Source organism: Pseudomonas sp. CAU 1711, assembly GCF_039888625.1.
Taxonomy (GTDB): Bacteria; Pseudomonadota; Gammaproteobacteria; order Pseudomonadales; family Pseudomonadaceae; genus Aquipseudomonas.
The window spans coordinates 85,499-101,723 of record NZ_JBDQQT010000011.1; the positions used below are offsets into that span (position 1 = coordinate 85,499).

12 protein-coding genes are annotated in these 16,225 nt (G+C 68.1%); 8 read left to right on the forward strand and 4 right to left on the reverse strand.

All coding sequences use genetic code 11. The features are described 5' to 3' along the window. The first annotated feature begins 166 nt into the window (after positions 1-166). The 8 genes from AAFN46_RS13870 (at position 167) to AAFN46_RS13905 (ending at position 12,424) form a co-directional block, all read left to right on the forward strand. Positions 167-1,954 carry an acyclic terpene utilization AtuA family protein gene (locus AAFN46_RS13870; protein ID WP_347809277.1) on the forward strand — a complete coding sequence of 596 codons (1,788 nt, stop codon included), beginning with the start codon at positions 167-169 and terminating at the stop codon, positions 1,952-1,954. Positions 1,955-2,046: 92 nt separating this feature from the next. Next, positions 2,047-2,925: an SDR family oxidoreductase gene (locus AAFN46_RS13875; protein ID WP_347809278.1), complete on the forward strand. Its 879-nt coding sequence runs from the start codon at positions 2,047-2,049 to the stop codon at positions 2,923-2,925. 4 nt (positions 2,926-2,929) lie between these two features. Next, on the forward strand, positions 2,930-4,546 hold the full coding sequence (gene atuC, locus AAFN46_RS13880; protein WP_347809279.1) for a geranyl-CoA carboxylase subunit beta: 1,617 nt from the start codon (positions 2,930-2,932) through the stop codon (positions 4,544-4,546). 156 nt (positions 4,547-4,702) lie between these two features. Continuing rightward, positions 4,703-5,863, forward strand: coding sequence for a citronellyl-CoA dehydrogenase (atuD, locus tag AAFN46_RS13885; RefSeq protein WP_347809280.1), 1,161 nt, complete (start codon positions 4,703-4,705; stop codon positions 5,861-5,863). 129 nt (positions 5,864-5,992) lie between these two features. After that, a complete protein-coding gene (gene atuE / locus AAFN46_RS13890; RefSeq protein ID WP_347809281.1) occupies positions 5,993-6,790 on the forward strand; it encodes an isohexenylglutaconyl-CoA hydratase in 798 nt (265 codons plus the stop codon). A 133-nt stretch (positions 6,791-6,923) separates the two neighbouring features. After that, positions 6,924-8,906, forward strand: coding sequence for a geranyl-CoA carboxylase subunit apha (gene atuF / locus AAFN46_RS13895; protein ID WP_347809282.1), 1,983 nt, complete (start codon positions 6,924-6,926; stop codon positions 8,904-8,906). Between the two features lie 92 nt (positions 8,907-8,998). Continuing rightward, positions 8,999-11,566 carry an EAL domain-containing protein gene (locus AAFN46_RS13900; protein WP_347809283.1) on the forward strand — a complete coding sequence of 856 codons (2,568 nt, stop codon included), beginning with the start codon at positions 8,999-9,001 and terminating at the stop codon, positions 11,564-11,566. 39 nt (positions 11,567-11,605) lie between these two features. Next, positions 11,606-12,424, forward strand: coding sequence for an NAD(P)-dependent oxidoreductase (locus tag AAFN46_RS13905; RefSeq protein WP_347809284.1), 819 nt, complete (start codon positions 11,606-11,608; stop codon positions 12,422-12,424). A 49-nt stretch (positions 12,425-12,473) separates the two neighbouring features. Here AAFN46_RS13905 and AAFN46_RS13910 read toward each other — a convergent pair whose 3' ends face one another. The 4 genes from AAFN46_RS13910 to AAFN46_RS13925 form a co-directional block, all read right to left on the reverse strand. Further along, positions 12,474-12,953 (reverse strand): hypothetical protein, encoded by a 480-nt coding sequence (locus AAFN46_RS13910; RefSeq protein ID WP_347809285.1) that lies wholly within the window; start codon positions 12,951-12,953, stop codon positions 12,474-12,476. A gap of 135 nt (positions 12,954-13,088) precedes the next feature. Then, complete coding sequence (locus AAFN46_RS13915; protein ID WP_347809286.1) at positions 13,089-13,895, reverse strand: hypothetical protein; 807 nt, start codon at positions 13,893-13,895, stop codon at positions 13,089-13,091. Beyond that, entirely contained in the window at positions 13,892-14,476 is a 585-nt protein-coding gene (locus tag AAFN46_RS13920) for an RNA polymerase sigma factor (protein ID WP_347809287.1), read from the reverse strand. The genes AAFN46_RS13915 and AAFN46_RS13920 overlap by 4 nt, the downstream gene beginning before the upstream one ends. After that, on the reverse strand, positions 14,477-16,198 hold the full coding sequence (locus AAFN46_RS13925; RefSeq protein ID WP_347809288.1) for a VWA domain-containing protein: 1,722 nt from the start codon (positions 16,196-16,198) through the stop codon (positions 14,477-14,479). It lies immediately after the preceding gene. Between the last annotated feature and the right edge of the window lie 27 nt (positions 16,199-16,225).

Sequence of the window (16,225 nt, forward strand, 5' to 3'; positions counted from 1 at the left end):
TTCCCCCACTCGGCGCTGGTCTGCGCAGAATTGTACGCAAGCTGGCGAATTTAGGGGCTGCGAAGATACCAAGCAAGCGCTCGGGAAAATTTGCTCTCGACACTTTTCAACCAAGCGCTTGCTTGGTAGCCTTCGACTCATCTGGCACCGCATGGATTCTCCGAGCATGAGCAAGACCCTGCGCATCGGTTGCGCCTCCGCCTTCTGGGGCGACACCTCCACCGCCGCCGCCCAGTTGGTGCGCGGCGCCGAACTGGACTACCTGGTGTTCGACTACCTGGCCGAGATCACCCTGTCGATCATGGCCGGCGTGCGCATGAAGAAGCCGGACGAGGGCTATGCCAGCGACTTCGTCGAGGTGCTGGCGCCGTTGCTCGGCGAGATCGCGACGAAGAAGATCCGCGTGATCAGCAATGCCGGCGGGGTCAATCCGAGTGCCTGCGCCGCCGCCCTGGCCGCCGCCTGCGACAGGGCCGGCGTGCCGCTGAAGATCGCCGTGCTGCACGGCGACAACCTGCAGCCCAAGCTCGGCGAGCTGGCCAAGGCCGGCACCCTGGAGATGTTCAGCGGCGCCGCCCTGCCGCCGATGTGCGTGTCGGTCAACGCCTACCTCGGCGCGCCGGGCATAGTCGCGGCGTTGGAGGCCGGCGCCGATATCGTCATCACCGGCCGCGTGGTCGACAGCGCCGTGGTCAGCGCGGCGCTGGTGCATGAATTCGGCTGGAGCTGGAACGATCACGACAAGTTGGCCCAGGCCGCCCTGGCCGGCCATATCATCGAATGCGGCGCGCAGTGCACCGGCGGCAACTTCACCGACTGGCGCGAGGTGCCGGACTACGAACATATCGGCTTCCCGGTCATCGAAGTGCGCGATGACGCCAGCTTCGTGGTGACCAAGCCCGAAGGTAGCGGCGGCCTGGTCAGCGTGCTGTCGGTGGGCGAGCAGATGCTCTACGAGATCGGCGATCCGCGTGCCTACCTGCTGCCGGATGTGGTGTGCGATTTCACCCAGGTACGGCTGACCCAGGTCGGCGATAACCGCGTCGAGTTGAAGGGCGCGCACGGCCTGCCACCGACCGAGCAATACAAGGTCAGCGCCACCCACCCGGACGGCTTCCGCTGCACCGCCAGCTGCCTGATCGCCGGTATCGACGCGGTGGCCAAGGCCGAGCGGGTCAGCCAGGCGATCATCGGCAAGACCGAGGAGATGCTCGTCGAGCGCGGCTGGGGGCCTTACCGGGAGGTGTCCATAGAGTTACTGGGGGCCGAGGCCACCTATGGCCCGCACGCGCGCAGGCAGGACAGCCGCGAAGTGGTGATCAAGCTCGCCGTGAGCCACGCGAAGAAGGAGGCACTGGTGCTGTTCTCCCGCGAGATCGCCCAGGCCGCCACCGGCATGGCGCCGGGCCTGACCGGCATGATCGGCGGCCGTCCCACGGTATATCCGGTGATCCGCCTGTTCAGCTTCCTGGTGGACAAGAGCGCCTGCGCGCTGGCCGTGGAGATCGACGGCCAGCGTCGCCCGGTCGCCCTGCCGCAGACCGAAGCGTTCGACCCGGTGCGGATCGCCGCCGAGGCCACCCTGCCCGCTCCTGTCGGCAGCGCCGAGGCCAGCGTGCCGCTGATCAAGCTGGCCGTGGCCCGATCCGGCGACAAGGGCAACCACAGCAATATCGGCGTGATGGCGAGAAAGCCCGAGTACCTGGCCTGGATCGCCGCCGCGCTGACGACCGAGGCCGTGGCCGGCTGGATGGGCCACAGCCTGGACGCGCAGAGCGGCAAGGTCAGCCGCTGGTACCTGCCGGGCAGCCACAGCCTCAACTTCCTGCTGGAGAACGCCCTGGGCGGCGGCGGCGTGGCCAGCCTGCGTATCGATCCGCAGGGCAAGGCCTTCGCCCAGCAGCTGCTGGAATTCCCGGTGCCGGTGCCACGGGAAATCGCCGAGCAGCTATGAAACGTAGGCTGGGTTAGCCGCAGGCGTAACCCAGCACAGCCAACACGCTGGGTTACGGCCAAGGCCTAACCCAGCCTACGACAGGAACAACAATGGCATACGACTCAGTCTTCAAACCCGGCCTGTTCGCCGGCCAGTGCATCCTGGTCACCGGTGGCGGCAGCGGCATCGGCCGCTGCGTGGCCCATGAACTGGCGGCCCTCGGCGCCCATGTGGTGCTGGTCGGGCGCAAGGCAGATAAGTTGGAGAAGACCGCCGGAGAGATCATCGAGGACGGCGGCAGCGTCGGCTACCGGGTCTGCGATATCCGCGACGAGGAGGCGGTCAAGGCCATGGTCGCGGCGGTGATCGCCGAGCGCGGCGCCATCCACCATCTGGTCAACAACGCCGGCGGCCAGTACCCCGCCCCGCTCGCCTCGATCAACCAGAAGGGCTTCGAGACCGTAGTCAGAACCAATCTGGTCGGCGGTTTTCTGGTGGCCCGCGAGGTGTTCAACCAGAGCATGAGCAAGACCGGCGGCAGCATAGTCAACATGCTCGCCGACATGTGGGGCGGCATGCCCGGCATGGGCCATTCGGGAGCGGCAAGGGCCGGCATGGAGAACTTCACCAAGACCGCCGCCGTCGAGTGGGGTCATGCCGGGGTGCGGGTCAACGCCGTGGCACCCGGCTGGATCGCCTCCAGCGGCATGGACACCTACGAGGGCGCCTTCAAGGCGGTGATCCCCACCCTGCGCGAGCATGTACCGCTCAAGCGCATCGGCAGCGAGTCGGAAGTCTCGGCGGCCATCGTCTTCCTGCTGTCGCCGGGCGCGGCCTTTATCAGCGGCAACTGCATCCGCATCGACGGCGCCGCCAGCCAGGGCAGCCGCGCCTTCCCGCTGTTCAAGGCCAAGTCGGGGCAGAGCCAGGCCTACAACGGCTTCCACCGGGCCTATCTGCCCGATGTGCTGAAGGATCAAGAGGAATAACACGATGCCGGTGATCCAATCCGAACTCGATGTCCATGGCGACAGCTTCGCGCAGAACCGCGAGGCCATGCTGGGCGCCATCGCCAGCTTCCGCGAGGTGGAGCAGAAAGTCCTCGACAAGGCGTTTGATGCCAAGGCCAAGTTCGACAAGCGCGGTCAGCTGCTGCCGCGCGAGCGCCTCAACCTGCTGCTCGACCCAGGCGCACCGTTTCTCGAACTCTGCTCCCTGGCCGGCTACAAGCTGCACGACGACAAGGACGGCACCCAGGCAGGCGGCGGACTTATCGCCGGCATCGGCCATGTGGCGGGGGTGCGCTGCCTGGTGATCGCCAACAACAGCGCGATCAAGGGCGGCACCATCTCGCCCACAGGCCTGCGCAAGTCGCTGCGCCTGCAGCAGGTGGCTCTGGAGAACAGGCTACCCATCGTCACCCTGGCCGAGAGCGGCGGCGCCAACCTGAGCTACGCCGCCGAGATCTTCGTCGAGGGCGCACGCGCCTTCGCCAACCAGGCGCGGCTGTCCGCCGCCGGCATCCCGCAGATCACCGTGGTGCATGGCTCCAGCACCGCCGGCGGCGCCTACCAGCCGGGCCTGTCCGACTACGTGGTGGTGGTGCGCGGCAAGGCCAAGATGTTCCTCGCCGGCCCGCCGCTGCTGAAAGCCGCCACCGGCGAGATCGCCACCGACGAGGAACTGGGCGGCGCCGAGATGCATGCCCAGGTCGCCGGCACCGCCGAGTACCTGGCCGAGAACGACGCCGATGGCGTGCGCCTGGCCCGCGAGATTCTCGCCATGCTGCCGTGGAACGCCCAGCTGCCGCTGCGCCCGCAGCGCGCCTACAAGGCGCCGCTGTATCCGGCCGAGGAGCTGCTCGGCGTGGTGCCGGCCGATGCCAAGAAGCCCTACGATGTGCGCGAGATCATCGCCCGCATCGCCGACGGCTCGGAGTTTCTCGACTTCAAGAACGAGTTCGACAGCCAGACCGTCTGCGGCCACCTGCGGATCGAGGGCCAGCCCTGCGGCCTGATCGGCAACAACGGCCCGATCACTCCGCGCGGTGCGGCCAAGGCCGCGCAATTTATCCAGCTGTGCGAGCAGAGCAACACGCCCATCCTGTTCCTGCACAACACCACCGGCTTTATGGTCGGCACCGAGTCCGAACAGCAGGGCGTGATCAAGCACGGCGCGAAGATGATCCAGGCGGTGGCCAACGCCACGGTGCCCAAGCTGACCCTGGTGGTCGGCGGCTCCTACGGCGCAGGCAATTACGCCATGTGCGGTCGTGGGCTGGACCCGCGCTTTATCTTCGCCTGGCCCAACAGCCGCACCGCGGTGATGGGCGGCGCCCAGGCCGGCAAGGTGCTGCGCATCGTCACCGAGGAAAAACACCTCAAGGAAGGCAAGGAGCCCGACCCGAAAATGCTCGACATGCTGGAGATGGCCACCGCGCAGAAGCTCGACGGCCAGTCCACCGCGCTGTACGGCACCGCCAGCCTGTGGGACGACGGTCTGATCGACCCGCGCGACACCCGCGCCCTGCTCGGCCTGCTGCTCGACATCTGCGCCGAGGCGCAGATGCGCCCGCTCAAGACCAACACCTTCGGCGTCGCCCGCTTATAAGTCCCCTCTCCCCTTGGGAGACGACTGCATGGATGCAGGAGGTAGGGCGACGCAGGAAGCCGAAGCCGAGGATCAGGGTGAGGGACCAGCGCCCGCCACCCTCACCCCAGCCCTCTCCCAAGGGGAGAGGGGGATAGAACGAGGAGAACAAGAAAAATGATCTTCACCCAGGAACACGAAGAACTGCGCCGCACCGTGCGCAACTTCGTCGAGCACGAGATCAACCCGCACGTCGACGAATGGGAGAAGGCCGGCAAGTTCCCCATGCACGAGATCTTCAAGAAGGCCGGCGATCTCGGCCTGCTGGGCATCTCCAAGCCGGAGAAGTTCGGCGGCATGGGCCTGGACTACAGCTACTCGGTGGTCGCCGCCGAGGAGTTCGGCACCATCCACTGCGGCGGCATCCCCATGGCCATCGGCGTGCAGACCGACATGTGCACCCCGGCCCTGGCTCGCTTCGGCTCCGACGAGCTGCGCGAGGAGTTCCTGCGTCCGGCCATCGCCGGCGAGATGGTCGGCTGCATCGGCGTCTCCGAAGTCGGTGCCGGCTCCGACGTGGCCGGTCTGAAGACCACGGCGCGCAAGGACGGCGACGACTACATCATCAACGGCAGCAAGATGTGGATCACCAACGCGCCGAGTGCCGACTTCATCTGCCTGCTGGCCAACACCTCGGACGACAAGCCCCACGTCAACAAGTCGCTGATCGTCGTGCCGATGAACAGCCCGGGCATCAGCCTCAGCCCGCACCTGGACAAGCTCGGCATGCGCAGCTCGGAGACCGCCCAGGTGTTCTTCGACAACGTGCGTGTGCCGCAGCGCAACCGCATCGGGGCAGAAGGCTCGGGCTTCATGATGCAGATGCTGCAGTTCCAGGAGGAACGCATGTTCGGCGCGGCCAACATGATCAAGGGCCTGGAGCACTGCATCGACAGCACCATCGAGTACTGCAAGGAGCGCAAGACCTTCGGCGCGCCCTTGATCGACAACCAGGTCATCCACTTCCGCATGGCCGAGCTGCAGAGCGAGGTCGAGGCCCTGCGCGCGCTGGTCTACCGGGCCACCGAGCTGTACGTGGCCGGCAAGGACGTGACCAAGCTGGCCTCCATGGCCAAGCTCAAGGCCGGGCGCCTGGGCCGCGAGGTCACCGACGCCTGCCTGCAGTACTGGGGCGGCATGGGCTTCATGTGGGACAACCGGGTTTCCAGGGCTTACCGCGATGTGCGTCTGGTCAGCATCGGCGGCGGCGCCGACGAGATCATGCTGGGCATCATCTGCAAGCTGATGGGCATTCTGCCTGGGAAAAAGAAAGGCTGACCCCGGGGTGGATAACGCCGCCTGCGAGCTCCGTAGGATGGGTTGAGCGAAGCGATACCCATCACTCCACACCTATGGGTATCGGCGCCGCGCGCCCTCGCCCATCCTACGCACAACGAGGAACCCGGCATGAGCGAACTGCCGAACTGCCAAACCCTGCTGCTGGAACAGGCCGAAGGCGTGCTCTACATCACCCTCAACCGTCCGGACAGCCGCAACGCCATGGGCCTGGCCATGGTCGAGGAACTGCGCGCGGTGCTGCGCGAGGTATGTGGCGACACGAATGTGCGCGCCCTGGTGCTGCGCGGCGCCGACGGCCACTTCTGCGCCGGCGGCGACATCAAGGACATGGCCGAGGCCAGAGCCAAAGGTGGCGACGCCTACCGCGAGCTGAACCGCGCTTTCGGCAGCCTGCTGGAGGAGGCCCAGGCCGCGCCACAGGTGCTGATCGCCGTGCTGGAAGGCGCGGTGCTCGGCGGCGGTTTCGGCCTGGCCTGCGTCTCCGATATCGCCATCGCCCACAGCCAGGCCAAGTTCGGCCTGCCGGAAACCAGCCTGGGGATTCTGCCGGCGCAGATCGCGCCCTTCGTGGTGAGGCGCATCGGCCTGACCCAGGCCCGCCGCCTGGCCCTGACCGCCGCCCGCTTCGACGGCGCCGAGGCGCTGCGCCTGGGCCTGGTGCATTTCAGCGAGGCCGACGACCTGGCCCTGGTCGAGCGCCTGGCCGAATGCCTGCGCCAGGTGCGCCAGTGCGCCCCCGGCGCCAATGCGGCGACCAAGGCGCTGCTGCTGGCCAGCGAGACGGAGAACCTCGGCAACCTGCTCGACCACGCCGCCGGCCAGTTCGCCGAGGCGGTGACGGGGGCAGAAGGCATCGAAGGCACCCTGGCCTTCGTGCAGAAGCGCAAGCCCAGCTGGGCGCAATGAGACCATCCCCCTCTCCCTCCGGGAGAGGGTTGGGGTGAGGGAACCGCAGGCCGCTCGGAGCAGCTTGAAACACCCTCCCCCCTGGCCCCTCTCCCAAAGGGAGAGGGAAACAGAGTTCAGGAGCCAGAGAACCATGCCCGCCTTCAACAAGATCCTGATCGCCAACCGTGGCGAGATCGCCTGCCGGGTGATGCGCACCGCCCAAGACCTCGGCTACCGCAGCGTGGCGGTGTACTCCGAGGCCGACGCTGGCGCGCGCCATGTGCAGCTGGCCGACGAAGCCGTGTGCATCGGCCCGGCGCAGGTCGGCCAGTCCTACCTGGTGATCGACAACATCATCAAAGCCGCGCAGAAGACCGGCGCCGACGCCATCCACCCCGGCTACGGCTTCCTCTCGGAGAACGCCGAGTTCGCCCGCGCCTGCGAGGCGGCCGGCATCGTCTTTATCGGCCCGAGCGTGGAAGCCATCCACCTGATGGGCAGCAAGCGTCTGTCGAAGATCGCCATGCTGGAAGCCGGCGTGCCCTGCATCCCCGGCTACGAAGGCGCCGAGCAGGACGATGCGACCCTGAGCCGCGAGGCCCAGCGCATCGGCTACCCGCTGATGATCAAGGCCAGCGCCGGCGGCGGCGGGCGTGGCATGCGCCTGGTCCATGACGCATCCGAGCTGGCCGCGCAAATCCGCACCGCCCGCTCCGAGGCGCAGAACGCCTTCGGCTGCGGCGAACTGATCCTGGAACGCGCGGTGATCCAGCCACGTCACGTGGAGATCCAGGTGTTCGGCGACCGCCACGGCAACATCGTCTATCTCGGCGAGCGCGACTGCTCGGTGCAGCGCCGCCACCAGAAGGTGGTCGAGGAGGCGCCCTGCCCGGTGCTGACGGCCGAGCTGCGTCAGGCCATGGGCGAGGCGGCGGTAAAGGCGGCGGCGCGGGTGAACTATGTCGGCGCCGGTACCGTGGAGTTCCTGTTGGATGCCAGCGGCGAATTCTTCTTCCTGGAGATGAACACCCGCCTGCAGGTCGAGCACCCGGTCACCGAGCTGATCACCGGGCAGGACCTGGTGGCCTGGCAGATTCGTGTGGCCGAGGGCCAGCCGTTGCCGCTCAGGCAGGATGAAATTCGGCTCACCGGCCATGCCATGGAGGTGCGCCTGTATGCCGAGGACGCGGCCGCGGGCTTCCTGCCGCAGACCGGCCAGGTGCTGCGCTGGGAGCCGGCGCTGCGCGATGGCGTGCGCATCGATCACGGCCTGGTCGAGGGCCAGGCGGTGACGCCCTTCTACGACCCCATGCTGGCCAAGGTGATCGCCTATGGCGCCACCCGCGACGAGGCCCGGCGCAAGCTGGTGCGCGCCGTGGAGGACTGCGTGCTGCTGGGGGTGAACGGCAACCAGCGCTTCCTCGCCAACCTGCTGGCCCACCCCGAGTTCGCCGCCGGCAATGCCACCACCGCCTTTATCGGCGAGCACTTCGCCGATGATCCGAGCCTGAGCCCGCAGGCGCCGGCCGCCGCCGAACTAGCCACTGCCGCCGCCCTGCTCTACCAGGCCTCGGCGACCGCCAGCGCGCACCAGTCGGGCCTGTCCGGCTGGCGCAACAGCGGCGGCGCGCCCTGGTGCTTCCTGCTCAAGCAGGGCGAGCACAAGCATGCGGTGGAGCTGCAGGTGCTGCAGGCCGGCGCCCAGCCGCAGCTGCGCGCGCGGGTCGGCGAACAGTCCGTCGAGCTGCGCCTGCTGGCCAGCGACGGCCGCTGGGCCACCCTGGAACTGGATGGCGTGCGCCGGCGCCTGGCCTATCACCAGAACGGCGAGCTAATCTGGCTGTATGGCCAGGGCGGCAATCTGGAACTGCTCGACGTCACCCACGAGCCGGCCAGCGGCGCCGAGGGTGCGGCCTGCGGTACGGTGAAGGCGCCGATGGATGGCGCCATAGTCGAGGTGCTGGTCGGCGAGGGGCAGAAGGTCGGCAAGGGCCAGCTGCTGCTGGTGCTGGAGGCGATGAAAATGGAGCACCCGCTGAAGGCCGGCATGGACGGCGTGGTCCGCCGCGTCCAGGTCAGCCAGGGCGATCAGGTGAAGAGCCGCCAGTTGCTGGTGGAGGTGGTGGCCGATTGATCGCGACTGACGGCGGTTTCGTGACGCTGGGAATATGGCAATTTGTCGCAAAGCCGGCGATTATCCAAGAGCCTCCGTCAGCAGGATCGTCCATGCCGTCTCCCTCGAAAGCCAGCCAGCGCGAGCCCGCCCAAGGACTGAGCCATACGTTCGCCCGCCTTACCCTGCCAGCCATTTCCGCCCTGCTGCTGCTGTCGCTGCTCGCCAGCGTGATCGTCCTGGTCCACCTGGCCCATAGCCAGGATCGGCAGGCGTTGGCGCAGACCCTGTTCTTCGCCGACAAGGCCCTGCAGGCGCGGCGCGACAGCCTGCTGCGCAGCCTGATCGACAACGCCTTCTGGGGCGATGCCTACCTGCATATGAACGACGGAGTCGACACGGGCTGGGCCTACGAGAGTCAGAACCTCGGCCCCACCCTGTTCGATACCTTCGGCTACGACGGGATTCTGGTGATCGATCCCGCCGGGCGTACCCGCTATGCCGTGATCGAGGGCCAGCTACGCGAGCTGGATGCCAGGGACTGGCTCAGCGGAGACCTCGACGGACTGATCGCCGAGGCCCATCACGCGGTGGCCGAGAACGAAGGCGTGACGGGCCTGATGCAGGTCGAGGGCCAGCCGGCCCTGGTCGCCGCGGCCGAATTCACCAACGACGACGACCCGCGGGTGCCGGTGCGCCCCGGTCCCGCCTCGGTGCTGCTGTTCGTCGATGTACTCGGCGCGGCGAAACTGACCGACCTGGGGCGTGACTACTCCCTGCCCAACCTGCGCCTGGCCGACCGCCAGACGGAAGAAGGTTCACCGGCGCTGTTGCTGGGCCAGGTCGACGGCCAGACGCTGCACCTCACCTGGGATGCGCCGATGCCCGGTCGCAGGCTGCTGCAGTGGGTGCTGCCGCTGATCGGCCTGGTCGGCCTGACCCTGGCCGTGCTGACCGGGCTGGTGCTGCGCCATGCCCTCAGAGCCGCTCGCCTGATGGACGCCGGCTATGCCCGCCTGGCGCACAGCCGCGCCGAGTTGGCGGCCAGCGAGGCGCGCTTTCGCGACGTCGCCGAGATCGCCTCCGACTGGTTCTGGGAGACCGACGCCGAGCGGCGCCTGACCTATCTGTCCGAGCGTTTCGAGGCCGTCACCGGGCATCGCCCCGAACAGTGGCTGGGCCGCCCGCTGGACAACCTGCTGGAGGGCGAGGGCCAGGCGCTGCCCGCCTGGCTGACGCACTGCCGCGGCACGCTGAACTGCCGCTATCAGGCCGCCAATGGCCACCCGCGCATCTGCCGCATCGCCGCACGCCCCATCGAACACGGCGCGGGACTCTATCGCGGCAGCGCCAGCGACATCACCGAGGAGGTGACGGCGCAGGCGCGCATCCAGTACCTGTCGCAGCACGACAGCCTCACCGGCCTGCCCAACCGCCATCGCCTGCACGAGTTCCTCGCCGGCAAGCTCGACCGGGCGCCTGTGCTGGAACAGCCGCTGGTGATGCTCAGCATCGACCTCAACCGCTTCAAGCCGGTCAACGATGCCTTCGGCCATGCCGCCGGCGACCGGGTGCTGCACGAGGTTTCCCGGCGCCTGCATGCCTGCATTCGCGAAGGCGACCTGGTCGCCCGCCATGGTGGCGACGAGTTCATCATGGTGCTCAACGGCAGCCACTCGGAGCAGGCCATCGAGCAGATCTGCATGCGCCTGATCGAGAGCATCGAGGCGCCCTTCCAGGTCAACGGCCAAGTGGTCTTCATCGGTGCCAGCATCGGCATCAGCAGCGCCCCCGAGGATGCCACCCGAGTCGAGGACCTGCTGCGCTATGCCGACCTCGCCCTCTACCAGGCCAAGGCGGCCCGGCGCAGCGGTTGGCGCTTCTATTCCCAGGACATGAACCAGCTGATCCTCGAGCGCCGCCAGCTGGAACAGGATCTGCGCCTGGCGCTGGAGCGCGACGACCAGCTGTGCCTGCACTTCCAGCCGCGCTACCGCCTCGACGACCTGGCCCTGGTCGGGGCCGAGGCGCTGGTGCGCTGGCAGCACCCGCAGCGCGGCCTGCTCGGCCCCGACCAGTTCATCCCGCTGGCCGAGGAAACCGGCCTGATCGCGCCACTCGGCCAGTGGGTGCTGCGCCACGCCTGCCAGGAAGCCATGGCCTGGCCCGCGCACCTGCTGGTGGCGGTGAACCTGTCACCGCGCCAGTTCCGCCGCAGCGACCTGGCGGCCGAGGTCGCCGCCGTGCTCGACGCCACCGGCCTGCCTGCCGAACGCCTGGAGCTGGAGATCACCGAGAGCGTGATGCTCGACGACGCCCTCGATGCCCAGACCATACTCGAGGGTCTCAAGGCCCTTGGCCTGCACCTGTCGATGGACGACTTCGGCACCGGCTACTCCTCCCTCAGCTACCTGAGCAACTACCCCTTCGACGCACTGAAGATCGACCGCAGCTTCATCGCCGATCTCGAGCAGTCGCCGCACAAGCAGGCCATAGTCCAGGCCATCATCGGTCTGGGTCGCGCGCTGTCGATGCGGGTCACCGCCGAGGGGGTGGAAAACCTGGCCCAGCAGGAGCTACTGCGGCGCGACGGCTGCTGCGACGCCCAGGGTTTCCACCTGAGTCGCCCCCTGCCGGTCAGCGAACTGCGGCGACTGCTACAGACCGGGCCAGGAAGCTGAGCATCACCGCCCCCAGCCGATAACAATAAGGAAAAGTTAATGACACTGGCCAACCAGACCCTGTTCATCACCGGCGCCAGCCGCGGCATCGGCCGCGAGATCGCCCTCAAGGCCGCCGCCCAGGGCGCCAATATCGTCATCGCGGCGAAGAGCGCCGAGGCCCACCCCAAGCTGCCGGGCACCATCCATACGGTGGCGGCGGAAGTCGAAGAAGCCGGCGGCAAGGCCCTGGCCCTGCAGCTGGACGTGCGCGACGAGGAGGCGGTGAAGGCCGCCATGGCCCAGGCCGCCGCGCACTTCGGCGGCATCGACGCGCTGATCAACAACGCCGGCGCCATCCGCCTCAAGGGCGTCGAGCATCTGGAGCCCAAGCGCTTCGACCTGATGTTCCAGATCAACAGCCGCGCGGTGATGGTCTGCAGCCAGGCCGCCCTACCCTATCTGAAGCAGAGCCGCGGCCATATCCTCAGCCTGTCGCCGCCGCTCAACCTCGATCCCAAGTGGTTCGCCAGCTACGGCCCCTACACCACCACCAAGTACGGCATGAGCATGCTGACCCTGGGCATGCACGAGGAATTCAGAAAGTACGGCATCAGCGTCAACTCGCTGTGGCCGAAAACGGTGATCGCCACCGCCGCCATCGAGTTCGAGGCCGGCGGCCCTGCGGTGATGAAGGCCGCGCGCCTGCCGGCGATCATGGCCGACGCCGCCTGCGCCATCCTCGCCAGCCGCGAGCGCAGCATCAGCGGCCGCCTGCTGATCGACGAGGAGATCCTCCGCGAGCAGGGCCAGAGCGATTTCGAGCAATACCGCTTCGACCCGGCCGGCAAGCTGATGACCGACCTGTTCGTCGACTGAGCGCAGTTCCCCTCGCGCCGGCCACCTTCGCCTGGGCCGGCGCCTTCTACTAGTTGCGGAACTCGATCTGCAACTCGGCCCCCTCCACCGACTGCCAGTAATCGTCGTCCCTATCGTTGGTGATCAGCCGGCCATTGAGCTGGAAGGGCCCGGGCTCGATCGGTTTCTCCAGGAACAGGGGCGGCAGCAGCGCTTGCTCGGGCAAGCCCTCCCGCGGTTCGTGCGACGCCAGGCGTTCCACGGTCTCCTTCGGCAAGCGCAGATCCAGTTGCACCGGCGGCAGCTGCGGCGCCTCGGCAATCTCGGCGGCGACCTGCTGCCGCCTGGGGGGCGCGATAGCGACCTTGTCCTTGTCCACCTTGGGTACGGCACGCTCCACGACGACCGGATCGGCTGTCGCATGGGGTTCGGCAGATTTGCCGGGGCCGACCGGAGCAGGCGCGGGCTCGGTCTGGGGCGGGCTCGGCATGGGGGGCGGCGCCTTGGCTGGCTCGTCACAGGCCGCCAGCAGGGTGGTGGCGAGTGCCATGGCTAGAACACGAAAAACGGTCATTGCTCTCGGCTTGGCAGGGAATTCTGATCATGCTCCCCCTTGCCCCGGAATCTGGCAAGACGCAGCGGTTAACCCACATTAGGGCGGCAACCGCTGCTTAGTGGGAGCCTGTCAGGGCGAAGCGGCCGCCTCGCTCTCCAGTCGCCGCAGGATGGCTTGCAGATTCTCCTGGGGGTGAGCCTGCTGCAACAGCGCCAGCAGCCGCTGCGCCTCCTCCTGCTGCCCTTCCCGGCGTAGGCGCAGCACCTCACGCAGGCGCTCCTCCAGCGGCGCTGACTCCTGGAGCCGCTGCGCCTGGCGGCTGGCGCCCTGCGTCGCCTTGGCTTCCTCGCTTCGAATGAGCTCACCGGAAACCTGCTGCTCGGCCAGGGCCTGCGGTGGTTCGGCCATATCGGCGGCATCGGCCATGCTCTCCGCCGGCGCTGTGGCGGCAGGCGCGGCAGGGGCCATCTGCCGTGCGGCGGCCGGTGGGGAGGCGGCAAAGGAATCGGCCTCGACCTGGGACTCACCTGCCTTGGCCTTCTTCTGTACCGCCTCGGCCTTGCGCCGTTCGAACTCGCCGGAAGACCGGCTCGCCTCGGCGGCCACTGCCGGAGCCGGGGCTGGGGCCTGAACCGCGACGGGTGCCGGCATATCGTAGGGGGCGGGCAGCTGCTCCTGAGTGCGCCAGGTCAGGCTCAGGCCGATGCCGAGCGTGGCCAGGCCGGCGAAGGCCACCGACCAGCGGGTATGGCTGCCGGCACCGAACAACCAGGCATGCAGGCGCTGCGACCAGCGCGGTTGGGGCTGTTCCACGGCCTCGCGGGCGGCGGCCAGGATGCGCGCATCCACGGCGGCGGAAGGCTCACCACGGCTGTGCTGGCGGAAATGCTCCAGCAGCTCGCGTTCATGCTGCAGGTCTTGCTCGTGTTGGCTCATGCGGATACCTCCTCGGCCGAAGCCGGATCGGCCAGCAGCCGACGTAACTTGTTCAGCGCGTAGCGCAGGCGGCTCTTCACGGTCTCCGCCGGGGTACGGGTGAGTTCGGCGATTTCCGTCAGTTCCAGGTCGCCATGGGCGCGCAGCAGGAACACCTCGCGCTGCTCCTCGGGCAGGTCGGCCAGCGCCGCCTGCAGGCGCTCCTGGTCGCGACTGAGCAGCAGCTGCTGCTCGGGGCCGGGCCCCGGGTCGGCGCTGGCGTGCCGCGCCTCGTCGTACTCATCGAGCTTTCCCTGATGACGCCCACTCTTGCGCCAGTGGTCGATCAGGCGGTTGCGCGCGATCTGGTACAGCCAGGTCTTGAACAGCACCGCCTCGCGCTGCTCGCTGGCGCTGCGGATCAGGCTCATCCAGGTGTCCTGGAACACCTCCTCGGCCAGGGCGTGGTCGCCGCACAGGCCGAGAAGGAAGCGGAACAGACCGAGGCGGTGGCGCTCGTAGAGCGTGGCGAAGGCCGCCGCGTCGCCGTTGCGATAACGCCGCAGCAGCGCGGCGTCATCGTCTTGCAGTGGGAGGTTCAATTAGTCGGCCCTGACTTGAACGTTTTGCCCAGTTTGCAGGCTCTGCGCCAGTTCGACCAGCTGCACGAACTCGCCACGCAGGCCAAAGGGATCATCGCCCCTGGCGCCACGCGCCAGACTGGCGCTGTCGGCCAGGGAGAAGTCGCCGGTGTACTGACCGTCGCGCAGTTGCTGGGCGAAGGCGGCCACGGCGGCGGCGAAACGCAGATCCTCGCTGGCCTGGGCGATAGGCGTCGCCTCGCCCTTGCCGATCGGCCGCTCGACCAACTTGCTGGCGCCCCCCTGCGGCGCCTTGTAGCGCAGGCGCAGCCAGGCGATCTCGCCGGGCCTGCCCTCGGCCTTGCCGGCCTGGGCGTAGCGCAGCGGCTCCAGCCAGCCCTTGGCGCCCACCGGCACCACCTCGTACAGCGCGGTGACCGTGTGCCCGGCGCCGATCTCGCCGGCGTCGATCTTGTCGTTGGCAAAGTCCTCACGCTTCAGCGTGCGGTTCTCGTAGCCCAGCAGGCGGTACTCGCTGACCTCGGCCGGGTTGAACTCGACCTGGATCTTCACGTCCTTGGCCACCGTCGCCAGGGTCGAGCTGAGCTGGTCGACCAGCACCTTGCGCGCCTCGCGCAGGTTGTCGATGTAGGCGTAGTTGCCGTCGCCGGCATCGGCCAGCTGCTCCATCAGCTGCTCGTTGTAGTTGTCGGTGCCGAAGCCCAGGGTGGTCAGCGACACGCCTGTCTTGCGCTTGTCGGTGGCCAGTTGCTTGAGGCTCTCGAAGTCGCTGATGCCGACGTTGAAGTCGCCGTCGGTGGCCAGCAGGATGCGGTTGATGCCGTCCTTGAGCAGGCCCTTCTGCGCCTCCTGGTAGGCCAGCTGGATGCCGGACTCGCCGGCGGTGGCGCCACCGGCCGTGAGCCGCTCGATGGCGGCACGAATGGTGGCCTTGTCGCTGCCGGCGGTGGACTCCAGCACCAGGCTGGAGGTGCCGGCGTAGGTGACCAGGGCCACGCGATCCTGCGGGCGCAGCTGGTCGACCAGCAGCTTGAGGGTGGCCTGGACCATGGGCAGGCCCTCGCGGCGGTCCATAGAGCCGGACACGTCGACCAGGAACACCAGGTTGGCCGGCGGCAACTCGGCGGCGCTCAGCTCAGTGGCCTTGATCGCCACCCGCAGCAGGCGGGTCTCAGGGTTCCAGGGGGTGGTCGCCAGCTCGGTGGCGACGCTGAACGGCACGTCGCCCTCGGGTTTGGGATAGGCATAGGGGAAGTAGTTGACCAGCTCCTCCAGGCGCACCGCGTCCTTAGGCGGCAGGCTGCCGCCATTGAGGAAGCGGCGCACGTTGGCATAAGCGCCGGTGTCGACGTCGATGCTGAAGGTCGACACCGGCTCCTGAGCCACGGCCCGCACCGAGTTGCTATCGATCTTCTGGTACTGCTCGCGGTAGACGTCCTGATAGCCGAAGCCGGCGCTGTCGGCCAGCGGCGCCGCCGGCGCGCGCTGCGCCGTGGCCTTGCGTGCCTCCAGGGCACCGGCCACGGCCGATGGCTGGGCGATGTAGGGCGCGCTGGCATCCACCTCCTCGCGCAACACCTCCTGCTTGGCCTTGGACTCGCTCGGCGCGGGCGTGGCGGCACGGCGGGCCGGTTCATCATTGGAGGCGCTGCAGGCGGCCAGGGCCAGCGCCAGGGTGGCGGCGAAGCCGGCGAGCAGGGGGTGGGGAGCGATACTGGACATGGCGGGGTCTCCTCGGGTGAAAGTCCA